Genomic DNA, 19,104 nt, shown 5'->3' with positions numbered 1-19,104 from the left:
AATCATTGGGGCAGGTCCCAAGGTGAGGGCGTTATCAGTATTGATCTCACTTAATTGTTAGATAAATACTGTGCAAATGACGCTAAGTTCATAGGTCTAGCGATAAAGTAACCCTGCGCAGTATCGCACCCTAGGCTCTTTAGTGTATTCCAGTCTTTTTGCGACTCAACGCCTTCGGCTACGCTTTTCACTTGTAGTTTATGCGCCATTTCGATGCTGGACTCCACCACAATGCGCATTGCCTCGCTGTCAGCCAGATCAGTGACGAAGGACTGATCAATTTTCAGCTCACTAAATGCAATGCGTGTCAGTTGTTGCATTGTGGAGTAGCCGGTGCCGTAATCGTCGATAGATAGTGTGAATCCCTTCATGCATAAGCGCGTTAGATTCTCCAGTGCATGTGCAGCGTAAGACATCGCAGCAGTCTCGGTGATTTCTAAAATAATGTGGTCGGGTTCAAGCCCGATTTCTCGCACGATACGCGTAATTTTGTCGGCAAATGCAGTGTCGTCCAGTGAGGCTAAAGAGATATTGACGGATAGGTTAAAGGTATGACCTTTATTGTGAAAATCTCGCAGTGCGATGGATGCTTTTTCTAGCATCATAAAAGTTAAGCCTTCAATATTATTAGTTTGCTCAAGCTGTGGAATAAACCCATGCGGGCCAACCAAGCCTAGTTTGGGGTGATTCCAGCGCGCTAATACCTCAGCGCCCACTAATTGATCAGTGGCTAAATCTATTTTAGGTTGGAAGAATGGCTCAAACTCATCGGCGGCGACTCCTTGCAGAATATCTTTAAGCATAAAACCATCTGCAATGTTTGCTGCTTCCAGCCATTTATTTTCTGAGCGCTCATATTTAAGTAGCATATTTCTAAGCTGTACTAATGCAACGGGTTTTTCAATGGCACCAAGTAATTTTATGCCATACATTTTTGCCATCCGCGCCGCTGACCCCAGCAACCTGCCGCCGAGTGCGCTCATGAGGATAATAGAAACATTATGGCGCTCTTGGCTTAAATGACGCAAAAATTCTAAGCCGTCCATCTCTGGCATGTTTAAGTCGCAGATAATAATATCGACGAGCTTTTCACTATTACTACGAATCATTTCAATTGCTAGCTGGCCATTGCATGCGTCGTGAATCGAATCCACCCCCAGTGAGCGCAACACATTAATGAGCATTTGACGCTGAAAATCATCGTCTTCCACAACTAAAATATTCAGTTCTTTGGTTTGCATGATTTTTCCACTTTTATTGTGTTGTTGGATTTTTTGCTGCAAGTAGGCATGTTTCAAACTGCTGTATGGCTTCATTTAATGCAACGATTGATGCTTTTATATTAGGTGGCTCTTTACCTTTTGATGTCAGCTCAATAAAGGTATATATTTTGGTGAGTTGCGTTGCGCCAACCATGCGGCTAGAGCCTTTCAAACGGTGCGCTATGCGCTCTGCATTTGTTTGCTCACCTTGCTCTAGCGCTTGAATCAGCTTGGGGTTGTCACCACGAATATAGGTCAAAAACTCTTCTAGTACTTGAGTTTGCTCAATACTATCGGGGACGACTTCTTTCAATATTGCAAAGTCGATAGGGCTGTTGTTGGGGCTAGCCATTTCAGATACGGCAGTTTCGCCCTGGGTATCAGCGTGTGCTGAAATGTGTAGCCATTTAATGAGGACTTCTTTCAATTGCGTCAAATTAGCGGGTTTTACTAATAAATCATCCATGCCAGCGAGTTTGCAGCGTTCATTTTCTTCGGCTAGTGCATTGGCTGTCCAAGCAACGATTTGTGTGTGAGGCCGGGCATCTTCAGCCTCAATTTTGCGTATGGCTTGAGCAAGCTCATAACCATCCATTTCCGGCATGTGGCAGTCGGTGATGACCATGTTAAAACCACCGTTGCGCCACATAGCGAGTGCTGATTGTCCATTTTCAGCCGTTTTAGAGCGTAAACCCAGTAATTTGAGCTGGCGTGCCAGCAAGTTACGGTTGATGGGGTGGTCATCTACCGCTAGGATAAGCGGTGCACTATTGTTATAGTCAAATAAGGGTAGCACGGCTTTTCTTGCTACCTCTGGATGCGGGCTATGCACGGCCTCTGCAGAAGCGCTAGAAACAGGCAGCGTTAAAGTAAGGCTAAAAGTAGAGCCGTGACCTAGTACACTTTCTAATTCAATTTTACCGTCCATAAACTCGGCTAAGCGGCGGCAGATTGCCAGCCCCAAACCAGTGCCGCCATACATGCGTGCAGTATCTGCACTCTCCTGACGATAGCGCTGGAATAGGTGTTGCTGCACCTCTTTACTCATGCCTATGCCGGTATCTTTCACAGAGAAACGTATGGTTTCGCTATTTTCTAGCTGATTGACTAATTCGGCTCGGATCTCAATGCCACCATGTTCGGTAAATTTAATCGCATTACTCACAAAGTTATTTAATACTTGCGAGAGGCGTAGTGGGTCAACCATATGTGCTGCGCTGAGCCGCGGGTCAGCGTGCTGTGCAATCATGAGGCTTTTTGCACTGGCGACGCGTGAGTAGGTGTTATCTACTTCTTGTAATAACTGGTGAATATGCGTGGCGCGCGGTGATAGTTCTAGTTTGCCTGCCTCAATTTTTGACCAGTCCAGAATATCACTCACGATACGTAACAGGCTTCTGCCGGAATCCCAGGCGGCTTGTAGCGTTTCGCTCTGTTCATGGTCTAAAGGTGTTAATGACAGTACTTCCAGCATGCCCAGCATACCGGTTAGCGGTGTGCGTATTTCATGGCTCATGGTGGCGAGAAAGGAGTCTTTAGCACGATTCGCAAGTTCTGCTTGTTCCTTAGCTGAAACGAGTGCTTGCTCGTTTTTCTTGCGCTCAGTGACGTCTTTAAAGAGAATGCCTACTTGCGTGCTTCCATCTCCCCCGATGCGCGATGCAAACACATCGTAATGCCGGTTCATCGCATTGGCCCGATTTTCAAAGCGAATGGCCTCGCCCGTTTGCGCTACTTTCCCGTAAATTTCATACCAATAAGTATCATGATCAGGCACCATCTCACGAATGGTTTTTCCTACAGCCTGCTTTAGTCCCGTTTGGTTTTCGAAAGCGTGATTGATTTCTAAAAAGCGGTAATCAATTGCCTTGCCATCGGCGTCATACAGCATCTCTATCACGCAGAAGCCTTCATCCATCGAGTTAAATAACATGCGATAGCGCTCTTCGCTATACATTAAAGACGCGTTAGCTTGTGCAACTTCTTGGATAAATTTGCGCTGACGCCCCAGCACTATGCTGAAAACAACCCCCATCAGGGTAAATACACTGATAGAAATCAGCGAAACAGGGCTTTGCAGGCTGAATGAAAATACGGGTGGGATGAAAAACCACCAGACGATGGCGACAGAAGTGAAGGTAGCGAGTAATCCACCACGCAAGCCACCTAGCCATGCGCTCAGAAAAACTGCAGGATAAAACAGAAACCATGCAAATGGCTGCACGTCATTTCCATATTCCCATTGTACGAAGAAGGCAAGGCAAGGCGGTAGCATTGCCAAGATCAGAGGCAGGCTATTTAGACTGCGCTGGCTCATTGCAGTTGATAAATCACTGTATTAATAACAACGGCCGCCCAATTTAACATAGGGTTCCTTATTATTTTTTTTAGATGTCAGGTTGATTATGAGTGTTTATAACAAGAAATGCAAATGGCAATTAATGCAATAGCAGATGTAACAATTAATTGTTACAAATCAATGGGTAGCAGGAAGTTTGGTGCAGTTATGCATTGTGCATAAATAAGATTAAAAAACTGAGGATTTAGCTTAGTAGATAAATTAAACCCTCAGTTTTAGCGCAATATTACTGACCTAATCGTCTGCCAAAACTTACTGCATAAGCCGCTGGGCGTGCTAATAATATCGGGTCATCTGACGCTGCGATACCGTCCACCAAGTTAAGCGGATTGAACATGGTTGCTTTCTCAAACGCCACGCCATTAGCATCTACATTTTTAAGGGCAAGTGTGCCTAGCTCGACTTGTTTTCTGGTCTCTGGCCACACCACCGTAGGGTCATTCACTGCATCATCTTTATCAGCCAATTGCACTGAAACTTTGAACTTAGCGGGTGCTTTGCTTAAGCGTGCTGGTAGCTCATCGATTAAATAATTAGGCGCAGCATTGGCGGTTTGTTCTTTGGTTAAGAACTCGGTGCCGTTGATTGGAGTAATGCGGTAGCGGCCATACTGGGTTTGCCCTTGTGCGTTGGTGAATTTAAATGCGTTTACACCGTAAAAGGCTTCTGTCGCAAAGCTCACGGGTGCCGGTTTTGGCATTTGTACAAAGCTGAGTGCTGCAGGGTGCGAGCCTAAAAATTGCTCAATTGGCGTTGGTTTGGCAGCGTTAGCGCCACTCGCTGCAATTGCGTTGAGCAGGCCTAAAAAGTCTTCAGGTGTCGCTGCTGGAAATCCATTGGTAGAAATACTTACAATGTCTGTATAAGTTGCATCTGGGAGCTGGAAGCGAATGGCGATGCCCTTAGGAAACGAATTGCCATCCGCATCCGGAATGGTTGGCAAACCGGTCGCATCAGAAAAGCGCACAGTGACAGGGCTGGTTTTTGCTTGCAAGTGCGAGGCACTACTGAGGCTAGCCGCAGATTTTGCAGGTACAAACTCACCTTGCACCACAATGCCTTTAGCGTGGTTTGCGCGATAGCCTTTGTGTGGGCCACCCGATAGTTTGGTGAGGGTATTCACAATTTGCTCAACGACTGGCTTATCGCTTTCTGGTACAGGTGCATCTTCTGCATACACGTTAGCAATGCTTAAAACTAGGGCTGTGAGGGCAAAACTTTTAATTAATGTATGTTTTCTTTTCATGATGTTGTCCTAAGTTTAAAAAGTGACGGGCGTATTAATAAAAGTACTTCAATTAAAGGGTATTTAAATTCTTAATCAAATTGGTTCTAAGCAAAATAAGCTGATTATTTAACGCTTGCAGTTCGGTGATGGTGCAGCCAGTACTGCATGCAATTTGAGTATGTACATCAGTCGCCTGCGTTTGCAGCAGCTTTCCTGCTTCTGTGAGCGTGATAATTACTTTGCGCTCATCCTCTTGGGCGCGCTGGCGTTGAATCATGCCTAGCTTTTCTAAGCGCTTAAGTAATGGTGTTAACGTGCCAGAGTCGGAAAATAGTCGCTCACCGATACTATTGACAGTCATACCATCTTTTTCCCACAACACCAATAACACTAAATATTGTGGATAGGTCAGCTTTAGCTTTGATAGCAAAGGTTTGTATGTCTTGGTCATACTCAATGAGGCTGAGTAGAGCGCAAAGCAAAGTTGTAAATCTACATTCAACATTTTGGTTGTGGAAAGACTTTCATTGGGTGTTGTTGTATTGTTCATGGATTTATATTACTTCACAATTAAATTGTGTGCAATATAGTTGTTGTAAATTAAAACTCAGCCTTGAGTTTTTTAAAGGCCAATTGTTGGAAATGAATTAGCTTAGAGTATGAAAAAAACGAAAATCCACAATCTAGCCATTATTGAAGTCAATGACAGCAGTACCATATGAGGTAAAGTTGATGTGCGGGTGCCTTAAGACAAAACTGGGCCATGACGTGTTTGTTTGATGAAGCTAAAGCCTTAGGCTTGTTGCCTATTACCGGTATGCATCCAATTTTAAGTTTTTTCATTCGGGTTTTTCTCAACCCCTGTTTTTACAATACTGGTTTTTCAAGGCAGGTCGATGAGGTATGGCCAGCTAGGCTCAGTTCGGCTTACTCACGGCCGCAATAAAACTTACGCATCGCTCCGCCCGTTACATCAGGGGCAATATATTCCCACTGTGCAGGGCTGCTAGTTTTAAGCATGGCTTCACCACGCCCCATATTCAGTTTGTAGCTGCTAGAAGCCATGGTTCTGCGCATTTGGGTTTTACAGTTGACCTCAAGCAAAGACTTTACGGAGAGGTAAGTTTGGTTCTGCGCAGCTTGCGGTGTGTTGTAGTCCTGTATTTGCCAAACTTTTAACACATGGTCTTGATTGCGTAGCGTGGCCAGATTGTAATAAACCTTTACGCCGCCTTGGTTGCTTGAGCCGCTAAACTCAGTCCAGTCAGCCCATGTGCTGGTGCTGATCAGCGCCAGCGTTAGTGCGATTAGCAGTTTTTTCATGTTGTGTTCCATCGTGGCTTGCGAGTAGCGTAACGCGTTATTGTGGAATCGCATTCATTTTGTGATCAAGGTCAGCAATGTCATTGGTGAGTTTGGCGCGCTCTTCTTCACTTAGCTGCGGATTGTTTAAGCGTTGTTGTATTTGATTACGCACTGCCGCTAGCATTTTTGAATGCGGTGCTTGCGTTTCCACCTGTGGTGCTCGCATTTTAGCCAGAGCTGCGCTCAGTGCTTCGTATTCTTGGTCAGTGAGGCCGGTAATACTTTTTAGCTCGGCTGATGGTTGTGTTGGTGTGTTTGTCATGGGGAGGTCAAATGCATAATCAATTAAAGGATGGTGGAATCTTATCACAGGCGGCCTTGCATAGAGCGCTCGGAATCGATGTGCAAAGATTAGGTGACATGATGTATTTGTTTTAAAAATGCTTGAAAGTTCAAGCTTAAGCACCAAATAAAAATTGGTAATCTATGGCTAAAAGGTAGATGATTATAGTTATCTGGAATTATTCCAAGATTTTTAGTCAAGGAGAATACTATGTCTGCACATACTTATAAACTCATCGAACTTGTAGGCAGTTCTAGCGTTGGCACTGATGATGCAATCCGTAATGCGATTGCGAAGGCTGCGCTTACCGTAAAACATATGGACTGGTTTGAAGTGGTTGAAACTAGGGGGCATATTTTAAATGGTGCGGTTGCGCATTTTCAAGTGACCATCAAGGTTGGTTTTAGAATTGAAGATTAAATAATAATGATCCATGGTTCCAGTTCATTACAAATACCTGCTTTATCCGATAATGATACGCAAGCATGGATAGTTTCGTTAGCTAAGCATTACTCGCCTGCAGACGTGGAGCTTATTCGTCAGGCTTGCCAGTTGGCAACCTTGGCTTATGATGCCCATACCGAGCTGACAGGTGAGCCGCTGTTGCAGCATGCAACATGCACCGCCGCCATATTGGTCAGCCTGAATATGGATGCTGAGTCCATTATTGCCACCATTTTGTATGCGGCGCCTCAGCATATCGATAATTGGCAAGAAACCATCAAGCTGCGGTTCGGCAATAATATTGTGAGCCTAGTCGAAGGTTTGTTACGTATCGCACAAGTGCAGGAGTTCAGCGAGCTTGAGCGCCTGCATCTGCAAGGGCAGGAAGATGCGGATAACAGCAAGCAGGTGGAAAGCCTGCGCAAGATGCTGTTGGCGATGGTGCAGGATATTCGTGTGGTGCTGATTAAATTAGCTGAGCGCACGCAAATACTACGTAGCCTAGCTGGCGCTAGCCGTGAGCAGCAAATACTGATTGCGCGCGAGGTGCAGGGCATCTTTTCTCCGCTCGCTAATCGTCTTGGGGTATGGCAGCTAAAATGGGAGATGGAAGACCTCTCATTACGCTACTTAGAGCCGCAGCTCTATAAAGAAGTCGCAAAGTTACTGGATTCACGCCGGGTAGACCGCGAGCAGTACATCGCCGATGTTGAGAATATCCTCAAGCAGAAGTTAGCACAGGCCGGTATACAGGCCGAGGTTTCCGGTCGGCCTAAGCATATCTACAGCATTATCAATAAAATGCGGCGCAAGAATCTGGATTTTGAGCAGCTGTTTGACGTACGTGCCGTACGGATTCTGGTTGAGGATGTGAAGGATTGCTATAGCGCACTCAGCTTGGTGCAAACTTTATGGCAGGCGATTCCAGGCGAGTTTGACGATTATATTGCGCGCCCTAAAAGTAATAATTACCGCTCATTACACACCGCAGTCAGTGGCCCAGAAGGCTTGGCGCTGGAGGTGCAGATACGCACGTTTGAAATGCACCAATACTCAGAGTTGGGGGTAGCCGCACACTGGCGCTACAAAGAGGGCGGTAAGTCTGACCTCATCTTGGACGAGAAAATCGCTTGGCTGCGTCAAATTCTGGCTTGGAAAGAGGGCGCTACCGATAGTAGTGACTTACTGGAGCAATTTAAAACTGAATTGTTTCAGGAGAATGTGTATGTGTTTACGCCGCAGGGCAAGGTGATTGATTTACCCAAGGACGCGACGCCTATTGATTTTGCCTATGCACTGCATACGGATTTAGGACACAGAACCCGTGGCGCTAAGGTGGATGGCAACATCGTACCGCTCAATTACAAGTTACAAAATGCACAGCGCATTGAAATCCTCACCACTAAGCATGGTGCGCCCAGCCGTGATTGGTTAAGCCCAACTTTGGGTTACTTAAAAAGTGCCAGTGCGCGCGCCAAGGTGCGGCATTGGTTCAGGCATCAGCACGCAGAAGAAAACGTGACGCAAGGCCGCGCAAAACTAGATAAAGAGCTACACCGCGCAGGGGTAGGGGCGATTAATCAGGAGAAAATCGCACAGAAGCTGCACTTTAATAAATTGGAAGACTTTTTAAGTGCCATAGGCCGTGGCGACGTGAGCGAGTATCAAATTGCTGGCGCTATTCATGAAATCGCACACCTGAAACCGATGGAGAAAGTCAATCAGGTGATCGCGCGCAAGACGACGGCGCAGCCCGTGGCAACCGAGGTCACGGTAGAAGGCGTAGGCAATCTACAGACCTATATGGCGCAGTGCTGCAAGCCGGCTTTTCCGGATGCTATCGTCGGTTATGTGACCTGCGACCGTGGCGTGACCATACACAGCCAAGCCTGCACGTTTATTCGGCGCCTGCCTGATGAGCGTCATGATCGCCTGCTACACGCACAGTGGCATACCACCAGTAAAGACAAAAAGCACACCAGCTAAGCACGCATCGGCATTGCCTTGCCGTAAGCTAAACTGTCAGCACCGTTGCGCCAGTTGTTTTACGGGCCTCAAGGTCGCGGTGGGCGGTGGCGGCATCTTTGAGCGCATAGGTCTGGTTGACATGAATCTTCACTTTGCCAGTCGCTACTGCCTCAAACAAATCAGACGTGTTTTCCTCAAGCTGTGCACGGCTGGCAATAAAGGTGGCAAGCGTAGGCCTTGTCACAATTAACGAGCCTTTTTGTGCCAGCACGGATAAATCGAGCGGTGGCACCGGGCCTGATGATGCGCCGAACAGCACCATGAGCCCTCTGGGCTGCAAACAGTCTAGCGATTGCATAAAGGTGTCTTTACCGACTGAATCGTAAATCACCGGCAGTTTCTTGCCATTGGTAATTTCTAATACGCGGGCTGCAAAGTTCTCGCGGGTGTAGATAATGGGGTAATGGCAGCCATTGGCTTTTGCCAATGCCGCTTTTTCTTCGCTAGAGACCGTGCCAATCACGGTGGCGCCCAGTGCCGCCGCCCACTGGCATACAATCAGCCCCACGCCGCCAGCCGCTGCATGCACCAGTATGGTATCGCCGGCACTTACTTTGTAGATATCTCGGATCAGGTAGCGCGCAGTCATGCCCTGCAGCATCATGGCGGCTGCACTGATGTCGTCGATGCTATCCGGTAGCTTAATTAAGCGTTCTGCTGCAATCAGTCTGGATTCAGCATAGGCGCCAATCACTGAGGCATATGCCACGCGATCACCTGGCTTTAAATGCGTCACACCGGCGCCCACTGCATCCACGATGCCAGCGGCCTCCATGCCCGGAATGAATGGTAGTGGCAGCGGGTACAGTCCGGTACGATGATACACATCAATGAAGTTCAGCCCCACCGCGGTTTGTTGTAACCGCACTTGGCCGGCATCTGCCGTGCCTACTGTAGTTGGCTCCCAACGCAATACCTCGGGGCCACCTACTTGGTGAACTTTAATCGCATGTGACATAGGGTAACTTCTCTAACACGATGAAAATAATGCTAAAAATAATAGCACTAAATATTGGCTGCAATGAACTGCTGGCGTTAATAATTATCAGAATTAAATCAACCTGATATTGACTATCAGGTGGGTTGTCAGTATAGTGCCGGCCTTCGGCGTGTAGCGTAGCCTGGTAGCGCGCCTGCTTTGGGAGCAGGATGTCGGGAGTTCGAATCTCTCCACGCCGACCATATATCCCCCAGTTTTTACCTCTAGGTTTGCATCTTTGCAAACCGCATTGCCATAGCCTGCATTCAGGCTATGCACGTCATCACTATCTTTGATTTGAACATCATCTGTCTGTATTCGCTCACGATGAAACCATTGCTGCAACTGTTAGTCCAACCCAGTGATTAATGCGGCACACCATGCTTGCACAATCAGTTTGATGTTAAATATTTTAGGAGAAACATCATGGCAAAAGGACAGCTACACAAAAACAAAGAGGCGAAAAAACCAAAGCAAAGCAAGAAACCCGTAGTGATGCCGGGTCCTACCATCATGCCAAGCAAACCTAGCATGCCCAAAAAATAGTATTGGATGGATGCGCACCTTGCTTCGCATGGCAGGTGAGCGCCGTGCGTTTAACCCTTAAAGGAGCCTAGGCTCCTTTTTTGTTGCTGCATCTTGAAGTAGTCAGTCATTCGCCAAGGGTTACGTTGTGACTAATCGCTTTTTAACTTTAATAAGTTATGGCACTATTCGACTATGGCACTTCCGCATAACCCAACACCAGCCGCTGGCTCAACAAGTGCCCCCATCGGGGATGCTGAGGACATGGTGTTGCCGGAAGCACTCTCCACGCTTTCCTCAGCCTTTAATCAAGAGCTTGATTCATTATTATCGTCCAGTGCGCTTATTCAAAAGGTACTCGATTGTTTGCCTTCAGTGGTTGGGTATTGGGACAAAGAGCTAAAAAATCGTCTTGCCAATAAGGCTTATGAGCAGTGGTTTGGTATTGAGGCCAGCCAGCTCAGAGGTAAATACATTTGGGAGTTGCTGGGAGATAGCATATACCGTTTGAATCTACCCTATATTGAAGGTGCGCTCAGAGGCGAGCCGCAGGAGTTTGAGCGGATTTTCCCTAATGCGGATGGCAGTGGTTCCCGTCATTCTTTAGCGAATTACATCCCGGATGTGAGAGATGGCGAGGTAAAAGGTTTCTTTGTGCTGCTTACCGATGTAAGCGCGATTAAAGAGGCAGAAGCGGCATTGCGCGGGAGTGAAGAGCGCTATCGCTCAGTAGTGCAAGACCAAACCGAGGTGATTGCAAGGCTACGCGCTGATGGTACCTATATTTTTGTGAATGATGTGTATTGCCGTTTTTTTGGTAAAACTACAGCCGAGCTGATTGGCTCTACATGGCAGCCGGTTGTGTATCCAGACGATTTGCAGCGCGTAACTGAAGAGTTAGCGATGATGTCGTTTGTTAACCCTGTGGTCACGATTGAAAACCGCGTATTCTCTGCAAATGGTGAGGTGCGCTGGATGCAGTTTAGCAATCGAGGGGTGTTTGATGAACAGCAGCAGCTTATCGAGATTCAGTCGGTTGGGCGCGATATTAGTGACCGTAAGCATGCAGAAGAAGAGGTACAGAAGCTAGCATACAAGGACCCGTTAACCGGTTTATCTAATCGGCGCTTAATGCTGGATAGGTTGCGGATTGCCTTGGCGACCTCTGCACGTACCATGCAGTATGGCGCCTTATTATTCCTGGATTTAGATAAATTTAAGGTCATTAACGATACGCAAGGCCATGGTGATGGTGATTTGCTATTGATTGAGGTGGCAAAAAGAATCTCGACATGTGTGCGTGAGGTGGATACGGTTGCGCGTCAAGGCGGTGACGAGTTTGTCGTGCTGGTAGAGCGCTTAGGCGATAGCTTAGAAGAAGCCTCGCGCACGGTGGCAAAGATTGCAGAAACCATACGTTTGGCGCTGGCCGAGCCATACCAAATTAATAATGTGCATATCCATAGCTCATCCAGTATTGGAATCTCGCTATTTTGTGGTCATGATAAAGATATCGATGAGCTGATCAAGCGTGCCGATATGGCGATGTATCAGGCAAAAGATGGCGGCCGTAACCGAACGCGCTTTTTTGACCCGCAAATGCAGGAGCTGGTAGAGGTGCGCGCTACCTTGGAGTCTGATTTACACAATGCACTGGAGACTGAGCAATTTGAGCTGCATTATCAGCTACAGGTGGATCATGAAAATAAACCCATCGGTGCAGAAGCCCTGATTCGCTGGGTACACCCGCAACGTGGCATGATTTCCCCCGCGCATTTTATTCCGGTGGCTGAAGAAAGTGCATTGATTCTCAATATAGGCGATTGGGTGCTGGATGAAGCTTGTCGCCAGATTGCGGTGTGGAGCACCAATGCGAAAATGTGTGATTTGGTGTTGGCAGTGAATATCAGCGCACAGCAATTTAAGCAAGCGCATTTTGTAGATCAGGTGATTGCGGCGATTCATAAGCATGGGATAGATCCCACCCGGCTAAAATTGGAGTTAACCGAAAGCGTAGCGCTGGATGACATTACGGATGTGATTGCCAAAAAGAACCTGCTAAGACAAAAGGTAGGAGTGACGCTGTCTTTGGATGATTTTGGTACTGGGTTCTCTTCACTCTCTTATTTAAAACGCTTACCGCTAGACCAGATTAAGATTGATCAAAGTTTTGTGCGCGATATCACTACCGATAAAAGTGATGCGGTGATGGTGAAAACCATTATTGATATGGCGCAGAACTTTAGCTTAAATGTGATTGCTGAAGGTGTAGAGACCGAGGCGCAGCTGTCATTTCTAAAAGAACACCAATGTATGGCGTATCAAGGCTATTTATTTAGCAAGCCGCTACCTATTGAGCAGTTTGATGCCTTAATGCAGGACTATGCGCATCATGGCAATATCACCAAGCTAGTTTAGCCTACGCCTGCCTTGCAGCTTACCAGTGCTGCGTTTCTTCCCTATTAATTGGCTTCTGTCAGCATGTGTGCCACGGCACGTTTAAACGGTGAGATGCGGTTACCTATACGCAAAGATGCCGCCCTGATGAGGCGTGCCGGTATGGTGTCATTCCCATACAACTTAGCAATGGCATGTGTGGCAAGAAACAGCGGGCGTGTTTTCAGGCGGTGTTTTCTTGCATAACGTTCGAGCAGGGCGCTGGCGGCGATATTGCTGCTCCGTGATTTAGCCGCTTTGATTTCATTAGCAAGCACATCCACGCCAGATAATCCAAAATTAAAGCCATGTGCAGTCACTGGGTGCATACCTACGGCGGCATCGCCGATTAACGCGCAGCGTTTTGCCACCAGCTGGCTGGCGTAGGCGGTGACTAAGGGGTAAGCATGGCGTGTTGATGCCAATTGCATCGTGCCTAATCTATGCTTAAAGCGTGTTGCCATTTCCTCATTAAAATCGGCTTCGCTTAATGACATCAGCTGTTGGATATCTGTAGCGGGCAAGGTAATGACCACGGAGGAGCGCATGCCATTCATTGGTAATAGCGCTAGGGTTTGGCCGTAGTCAAACCACTCCCATGCTACGTGATGATGCGGGATACTATGTTCCATCACGCATACCATCATGCTTTTGCCAAAGTCATGCATGGTGGCAGGGATGCCCATTGCGCGTCTGGTTTCAGAAAAACGGCTATCTGCCGCCACCAGTAGCTGCGCTTTTATTTTGTCACCATTGGCAAGGCTGATATATGCCCCGTCATTATCGGTGCTGATTGCGGTAATGACGGACTCGGTGAGCAGCGTGATATCAGGCGATGATTTTACAGTGTCATATGCCGCTTTGCGGATAAGGTGATTGGCAACTAAATAGCCTAAAGACGTGGTTTTATTGGCATCGTGTTCGATGTGCATTGCATACAGCGATGGGCCGTTGAGCACCCGCGCATCGCGCAATAATGAAATGGCGTTGTTATCAATACGCTCCCACAAACCAAGTGTTTGGATGACTTGCGCAGAGTGGTGTGTCAGTGCAATTTCACGGCCATCAAAAGCTGGGTCTGCCAACGTGGACTCTGGCTGGCGTTCAAGTACAGCAATGCTTAGGCCGCATCCGGCAACCGCCTGTGCAAAACATAATCCAGATGGGCCTGCGCCCACAATCACAATATCAAAATGCAACATGATTCAACCAAGAGGTATTGGGGTTGGAAAGATTGCTTATGATTGCGCTAAATACCCAAGCCGGTATTGATTCAGGTCAACCCGCGATGGTTTTAGATGGCGTTATGTTGGTTGTGATGGCCTAGCCTTTTTGCTTGATAGCGAGCACGGCCTGATTGCGTAGCGTGCGCAGTAAAGACAGCTGTCTGGTTGAAACTTGCATGCTATTGGCTTGCTCCATATCTGCGTAAAACATGCCCAGTGCTTTATTGTTAACCATAATGGGCAGCAGTAAAAAGCTTTGTGATGATACCGCTTGCCTGTACCACTGCGGAATCTTAGCCGCTACATTTGCTGCCGCAATATCCTCGAGCATTAAGTCTGCTCCCTTGCTAATCGCAAGATGGAATACATCCGGGGTGAAGTCCAAACCAAACCTGAACTTCTTCAGCGCGAGATCAATATCATGACCAAAGCCAAAGCGTGCCGCCATTTGGTTGTTTTTGACATCTCGAATAAACAGGAGGGTGCGGTTAAAGCCCATGCCACGGTGCATGGTTTCCAGCACCATCTGCATAATGTCATTGAGCTGGTGCTCTTCAATCAGGGTGTTGGTAACTTCTTGGATGCCTTCGGTGAGTATAGACTCTGCATCCGGTTTTGCGGCTTCGCTATTTTTTCCATCCGGTGCCTCTGGGGTAATGCCTAGCGATGCGAGTTCCGCGTCTTCAGGCTCGCTGTGCTGGATCGCCTCAGCCCTAGCGCCAACCCAGGTGTTAACCCGCGTCATTAGCTGGCTTTGCGTCACATTGATGCCGACGATCCGAGCGCGCGCCGCTAGCTCATCTAAAGCGCTTTCCATGGATTTACGTAATTGCTGTTCTGAAACGCTAAGTGCACCTTCGTAGCGTGCTGTGAGCTGTTTGAGCGCCTTGGCTTTGTCGGTGACATTGCCATTGCTGGCAACCATGCATAATTCATTGGCAAGGTTAACCGTCAGCGACAAGTTTTCCAGCTCACCACTCGGTTTGATGGCCTTATCACCGGTTATTTTACGCATGCCGGCAATTAGTCTAGGTGGGAAGTTCCAGCTCTTGGCAACGCCTATGCCTAGCTCGTTGTAGGTCATGCCCAGTACTTTCACTGAGGCTTTGTCTTCGCTATCGCCTTGCTCCATCAGGCGTGCAACTTGTTGGCTTTCTTCAAAAAAGTAAAAGCTGGCGAGTAGTTTGCCTAAGTTGCGAAACATAGAACAAATAATCGCTTCTTCTGTATTCCTGACATGGCTAGTCGGGGCTAGTTGTGCTGCGACGATACCCGCAAAGAAGGATGACAATACGTCGTCTTTGAGCTGGGATGCCTGTGCCTTGTTTTGCAGAAAATCAAGCAATATCAATGACATTGCCACATTGCGGATGGTTTCAAAGCCTAAAATGACCACGGCCTTGGAAATGGTGTTGATATGGCCGCCAAATTGTCCATAAGTGACGGTGTTGACCAGTTTTAATAATTTATTGGTGAGCGCAAAATCATTTAAGATACTCTGCGCTAGCGCGTTGTTGCTGGCGGAGTCGTCATCAGCCAGCCGATTGATTTCGCTAATGGTGTGTGACAGTGCCGGAAAATCACTTTTGCTGCGCATGCGTCGCAGTAAGAAATCCATCGTACTATGTGCATCTACAGGCTTATGCTCGCCTTGTACTGGCTTTAGGTAGTCCTGCAAGGCTTGCCGCATGCTATCGGCACCCGCGTACCTGTCTTCTGGCGCTTTGCTCGTAGCCTTAAGGATAATGCTTTCTAGCGCTTCATCAAGATGGATCTGCATGGCTTGCTGGGGTGTGATGCCAGCCTTGGCTAGAGCCGTAGGCTTTTTTGCTTTTTCGATAAATGGCAGCCCTGTTACCAGCTCATGTAACAATACTCCCAATGCAAAGATATCTGTGGCAACTGTAGCCTTGTCGCCAGAGATGAGCTCGGGTGCAGTATAGGGTGTGACCGGCTGCGCCTGTTGGCTGTTTGTGGCAAGGTTAGCCATGCCGATGCCTATTAGCCTAGGGGTCTGATCGTCGGCAATCATGATGTGTTCTGCTTGTAGCGCTAAAGGCAGTAGGCCTTGCGCGTGCGCGTAGCTCACTGCTTCAAGCAGGTCTGCAATCATTTGCACGGCTTGCGTGGCCGTCCATGATTGAGATGATTTTAATTGCTGCGATAGCGTGCTGCCATTAACCAATGCATAGACCAAATAAGGCGCGCCATTATATTCACCGGCATCTAGTAAGGTGACTATGCTCTTGTGCTGTAATTTGCTGACAATGCGTACCTGCGGTAATAAAGCATCTAGCGGTAAATCACCGTTGGGCAGCAGTTTAATCAGCACCTCGCGTTCCATGTGGGGGTCACGGGCTAAATAGACGGTATTTTGCTTGCTTTCATCAAGCTTACGTAGCAATTCAAAGCGGCCTATTTTGCTGAGCATGGGGTTTTCCTGACGGGGTGTGATTTTGCTGGTGATTAACACTGGGTCTGCTGATGTGAGTGCCACATCATTCTGTGCCCGTTCTTTTGCAAAATTCACACCTAATCTTGTTATGTCATCTTAAAGTGTTTATACGGTTACATCATATCACTAGGCTTGGTGGCTAGCATCAAATACGGTGGGGTTGTAGTCGATGGTTGTGATGCATGGCTAAACTTAGCATAGAGGCTATTCACTAGAATGGGTGGTTGACGGATTTTTAAAATCTACTGATACTCACGCAGCACTACATTTGAAAAAGGCAAACTCTGCTGAAAAGCGAGGGCGCAAAATCACCGGTCTAAGGGGCGTCAGTTCTAAGATAGCGGGAGTACCAGATGTGCGGGGTTCCCCGTATCTCTATGCATAACTCCCATATTATCTACAGTTCTCCTTGGTTATTAGGAACGAGGTTAGTACTTTTGTGGGAGACAACATGTTATTGCACCAGCCTACTGTTGATGCTTTGATCGACAGCATGACCCCAAGCGCCGATGAGGTTCAGTCGCGTAAGGATGTGCTTGAGTTCAGCGAGCGAGATTCTCAGTTGCTCAAGGAGCTGGGGCCTTTACTTGCGCCACTTGAAAACACCTTTGCCGATTTGTTCTCCCGGTATCTGGATGCCCACCCGGAGATGGGTGCTAGCCTGAGTAATCCTGAGCAGCTGTCAAAGCTTAAACAAATACAACAAGAATATTTTAAGCAAGTCTTTGCGGGTGATTACGGCGCTGACTATATCAAAAGCCGTTTGCGTGTAGGTATTACTTATCAGCAAATAGGCTTGGAGCCGCGCTGGTATCTAGGCGCATACCGTAAGTATTTATCTTGGGTACTCCCAGAAGTGATGCGTTTGGTGGGTAACGATGCTGAACGCTTTCTCGCCTATTCCAGTGCGATTAATAAAATCGCGATGTTCGACTCTGAGCTTTCTCTCTCTGCATATTTCCATGCCGACCATGAAATGTTGCGCTTACTCGCACAAGTGTTTGAAAGTAATCTAGAGGCCGTGATTATTACAGACGTGAAGGGGCATATGCTTCATGTTAATAAATCAGTGGCTAAGATTACGGGATACGCTTCCGACGCGCTCATCGGCAAGCCCTTACAAAACCTGTTGGCAGAGCTGGAGCCCACCCTATATCAGGATGTTTGGACGACGGTGATTGCTGGCGGCCAGTGGCAAGGGGAAATCTGGCTCAGAAATCAGCAGGGTGATGATTATCTGGCGTGGATGAATATGAACGCCGTTAAAGATGCGGCAGGGAAAGTGACGCAAGTGATTGCGGAGTTCTCAGATATCACTGCCTTCAAACAGACACAGGAAGCCTTGGCCGAACGTACAGAAGAACTTGCTAACTCTAATCGTGAGCTTGAGCAGTTTGCCTATGTGGCCTCACACGATTTGCAAGAACCTTTGCGCATGGTGGCTAGCTATACGCAGCTATTGGCACGACGCTATAAAGACAAGCTGGATCAGGATGCAAATGAGTTTATCGGCTACGCGGTAGATGGTGCTACGCGCATGCAAGCACTGATTATTGACTTACTGACTATGTCGCGTATTGGCACCCATGGTAAGCAAATGGAGACATGCGAAACCTCAGTGGCATTAGAGCGCGCGGTATCAAACTTACGCTTGGCGATTGAGGAATCCGGCGCGGTAGTGAATCGTGACCCCATGCCTAGACTGGATGCGGATGTTTCCCAGCTTACACAGTTGTTCCAGAACCTGATTGGCAACGGTATCAAGTTTCGTGGAGACACCTCTCCGATTATTCATATAGGCGCAGAGAAAAAAGAGGGAGAGTGGTTATTCTCCGTACGCGATAACGGCATCGGTATCGCTCCAGATTTCTTTGAGCGTATTTTTATTATCTTTCAGCGCTTGCATGGTAAGCATGAGTATCCTGGCACTGGCATTGGCCTCTCTGTGTGCAAGAAAATCGTTGAAAGACACGGCGGAAAGATTTGGATAGAATCCGAAGTCGGTAAGGGTGCAGTTTTTTATTTTACTTTGCCTATACATCATGGGGAAAGGAAACATCATGGAGAGTGAAGTGAGTAGGCAGGTTGAGTTTTTATTAGCTGAGGACAACCCCGGCGACGTTAGATTAACGCAGGAAGCATTGCGTGAAAGTAAGATAAGTAACAACCTAAATGTGGTTAAAGATGGTGTAGAGGCGCTAGCCTTTTTACGTAGAGAGGGCCAATACGCAAATGCACCAACCCCTGATGTGGTGCTGCTAGACCTTAATTTACCTAAAAAAGATGGGCGTGAGGTGTTGGCTGAGATTAAATCAGACCCGCTGCTTAAGCGTATTCCTGTGGTGATTGTGACTTCTTCTGAAGCTGAAAAAGACATCCTGCGTACTTACGATTTACATGCAAATTGCTACGTGAGCAAACCTGTGGATTTAGACCAGTTTATCAAGGTGATTCAGGCCATAGAAAGCTTCTGGCTCACGATCGTTAAATTACCATCGGACGTTAAAGATTAAC

General features: G+C 47.4%; 14 protein-coding genes, 1 tRNA gene and 1 riboswitch. Of the genes, 6 read left to right on the top strand and 9 right to left on the bottom strand.

From position 1 onward, the window contains the following. Nucleotides 1-50 precede the first annotated feature (50 nt). The 6 genes from ACSSU7_RS09125 to ACSSU7_RS09100 all read right to left on the bottom strand — a co-directional run bounded on the left by ACSSU7_RS09125 (nt 51) and on the right by ACSSU7_RS09100 (nt 6,476). Complete coding sequence (locus tag ACSSU7_RS09125) at nt 51-1,241, bottom strand: EAL domain-containing response regulator (protein ID WP_492516184.1); 1,191 nt, start codon at nt 1,239-1,241, stop codon at nt 51-53. Between the two features lie 13 nt (nt 1,242-1,254). After that, nucleotides 1,255-3,579 (bottom strand): ATP-binding protein, encoded by a 2,325-nt coding sequence (locus ACSSU7_RS09120; RefSeq protein ID WP_492516183.1) that lies wholly within the window; start codon nt 3,577-3,579, stop codon nt 1,255-1,257. A 268-nt stretch (nt 3,580-3,847) separates the two neighbouring features. Then, nucleotides 3,848-4,867: a catalase family peroxidase gene (locus ACSSU7_RS09115; protein WP_492516182.1), complete on the bottom strand. Its 1,020-nt coding sequence runs from the start codon at nt 4,865-4,867 to the stop codon at nt 3,848-3,850. Between the two features lie 52 nt (nt 4,868-4,919). Beyond that, entirely contained in the window at nt 4,920-5,399 is a 480-nt protein-coding gene (locus ACSSU7_RS09110; RefSeq protein ID WP_492516181.1) for a MarR family winged helix-turn-helix transcriptional regulator, read from the bottom strand. A gap of 377 nt (nt 5,400-5,776) precedes the next feature. Then, nucleotides 5,777-6,172, bottom strand: coding sequence for a surface-adhesin E family protein (locus ACSSU7_RS09105; protein WP_492516180.1), 396 nt, complete (start codon nt 6,170-6,172; stop codon nt 5,777-5,779). A gap of 37 nt (nt 6,173-6,209) precedes the next feature. Continuing rightward, nucleotides 6,210-6,476: a hypothetical protein gene (locus ACSSU7_RS09100; RefSeq protein WP_492516179.1), complete on the bottom strand. Its 267-nt coding sequence runs from the start codon at nt 6,474-6,476 to the stop codon at nt 6,210-6,212. Between the two features lie 231 nt (nt 6,477-6,707). On the opposite strand from ACSSU7_RS09100, the gene ACSSU7_RS09095 reads away from it, so the two are divergent. Next, on the top strand, nt 6,708-6,917 hold the full coding sequence (locus ACSSU7_RS09095) for a dodecin (RefSeq protein ID WP_492516178.1): 210 nt from the start codon (nt 6,708-6,710) through the stop codon (nt 6,915-6,917). A 6-nt stretch (nt 6,918-6,923) separates the two neighbouring features. Continuing rightward, nucleotides 6,924-8,927: a RelA/SpoT family protein gene (locus tag ACSSU7_RS09090; RefSeq protein ID WP_492516177.1), complete on the top strand. Its 2,004-nt coding sequence runs from the start codon at nt 6,924-6,926 to the stop codon at nt 8,925-8,927. A 28-nt stretch (nt 8,928-8,955) separates the two neighbouring features. Here the strand turns inward: ACSSU7_RS09090 and ACSSU7_RS09085 are convergent, their stop codons facing one another. Next, nucleotides 8,956-9,927, bottom strand: a complete 972-nt coding sequence (locus ACSSU7_RS09085; RefSeq protein WP_492516176.1) for a quinone oxidoreductase family protein — start codon at nt 9,925-9,927, stop codon at nt 8,956-8,958. A gap of 147 nt (nt 9,928-10,074) precedes the next feature. Here ACSSU7_RS09085 and ACSSU7_RS09080 point away from each other — a divergent pair. Together ACSSU7_RS09080 and ACSSU7_RS09075 are read left to right on the top strand one after the other, a co-directional pair. After that, nucleotides 10,075-10,151 (top strand) — tRNA-Pro (locus ACSSU7_RS09080). Nucleotides 10,152-10,668: 517 nt separating this feature from the next. Next, nucleotides 10,669-12,891, top strand: coding sequence for a putative bifunctional diguanylate cyclase/phosphodiesterase (locus ACSSU7_RS09075; RefSeq protein ID WP_492516175.1), 2,223 nt, complete (start codon nt 10,669-10,671; stop codon nt 12,889-12,891). 44 nt (nt 12,892-12,935) lie between these two features. Here the strand turns inward: ACSSU7_RS09075 and ubiM are convergent, their stop codons facing one another. Together ubiM and ACSSU7_RS09065 are read right to left on the bottom strand one after the other, a co-directional pair. Further along, on the bottom strand, nt 12,936-14,111 hold the full coding sequence (gene ubiM, locus ACSSU7_RS09070) for a 5-demethoxyubiquinol-8 5-hydroxylase UbiM (RefSeq protein ID WP_492516174.1): 1,176 nt from the start codon (nt 14,109-14,111) through the stop codon (nt 12,936-12,938). Between the two features lie 121 nt (nt 14,112-14,232). Continuing rightward, entirely contained in the window at nt 14,233-16,665 is a 2,433-nt protein-coding gene (locus ACSSU7_RS09065; RefSeq protein WP_492516173.1) for an HDOD domain-containing protein, read from the bottom strand. Between the two features lie 191 nt (nt 16,666-16,856). After that, a riboswitch (cyclic di-GMP riboswitch) is annotated at nt 16,857-16,944 on the top strand. Between the two features lie 97 nt (nt 16,945-17,041). Between ACSSU7_RS09065 and ACSSU7_RS09060 the strand changes: the two genes are divergently transcribed. Beyond that, entirely contained in the window at nt 17,042-18,661 is a 1,620-nt protein-coding gene (locus ACSSU7_RS09060) for a sensor histidine kinase (protein ID WP_492516172.1), read from the top strand. Continuing rightward, nucleotides 18,651-19,103 (top strand): response regulator, encoded by a 453-nt coding sequence (locus ACSSU7_RS09055; RefSeq protein WP_492516171.1) that lies wholly within the window; start codon nt 18,651-18,653, stop codon nt 19,101-19,103. Before ACSSU7_RS09060 ends, ACSSU7_RS09055 begins: the two co-directional genes overlap by 11 nt. Nucleotide 19,104 lies beyond the last annotated feature (1 nt).

This window comes from Methylotenera sp. E1MeOHC1 (assembly GCF_058745595.1).
This window is presented reverse-complemented; position numbering and strand designations above follow the sequence as displayed.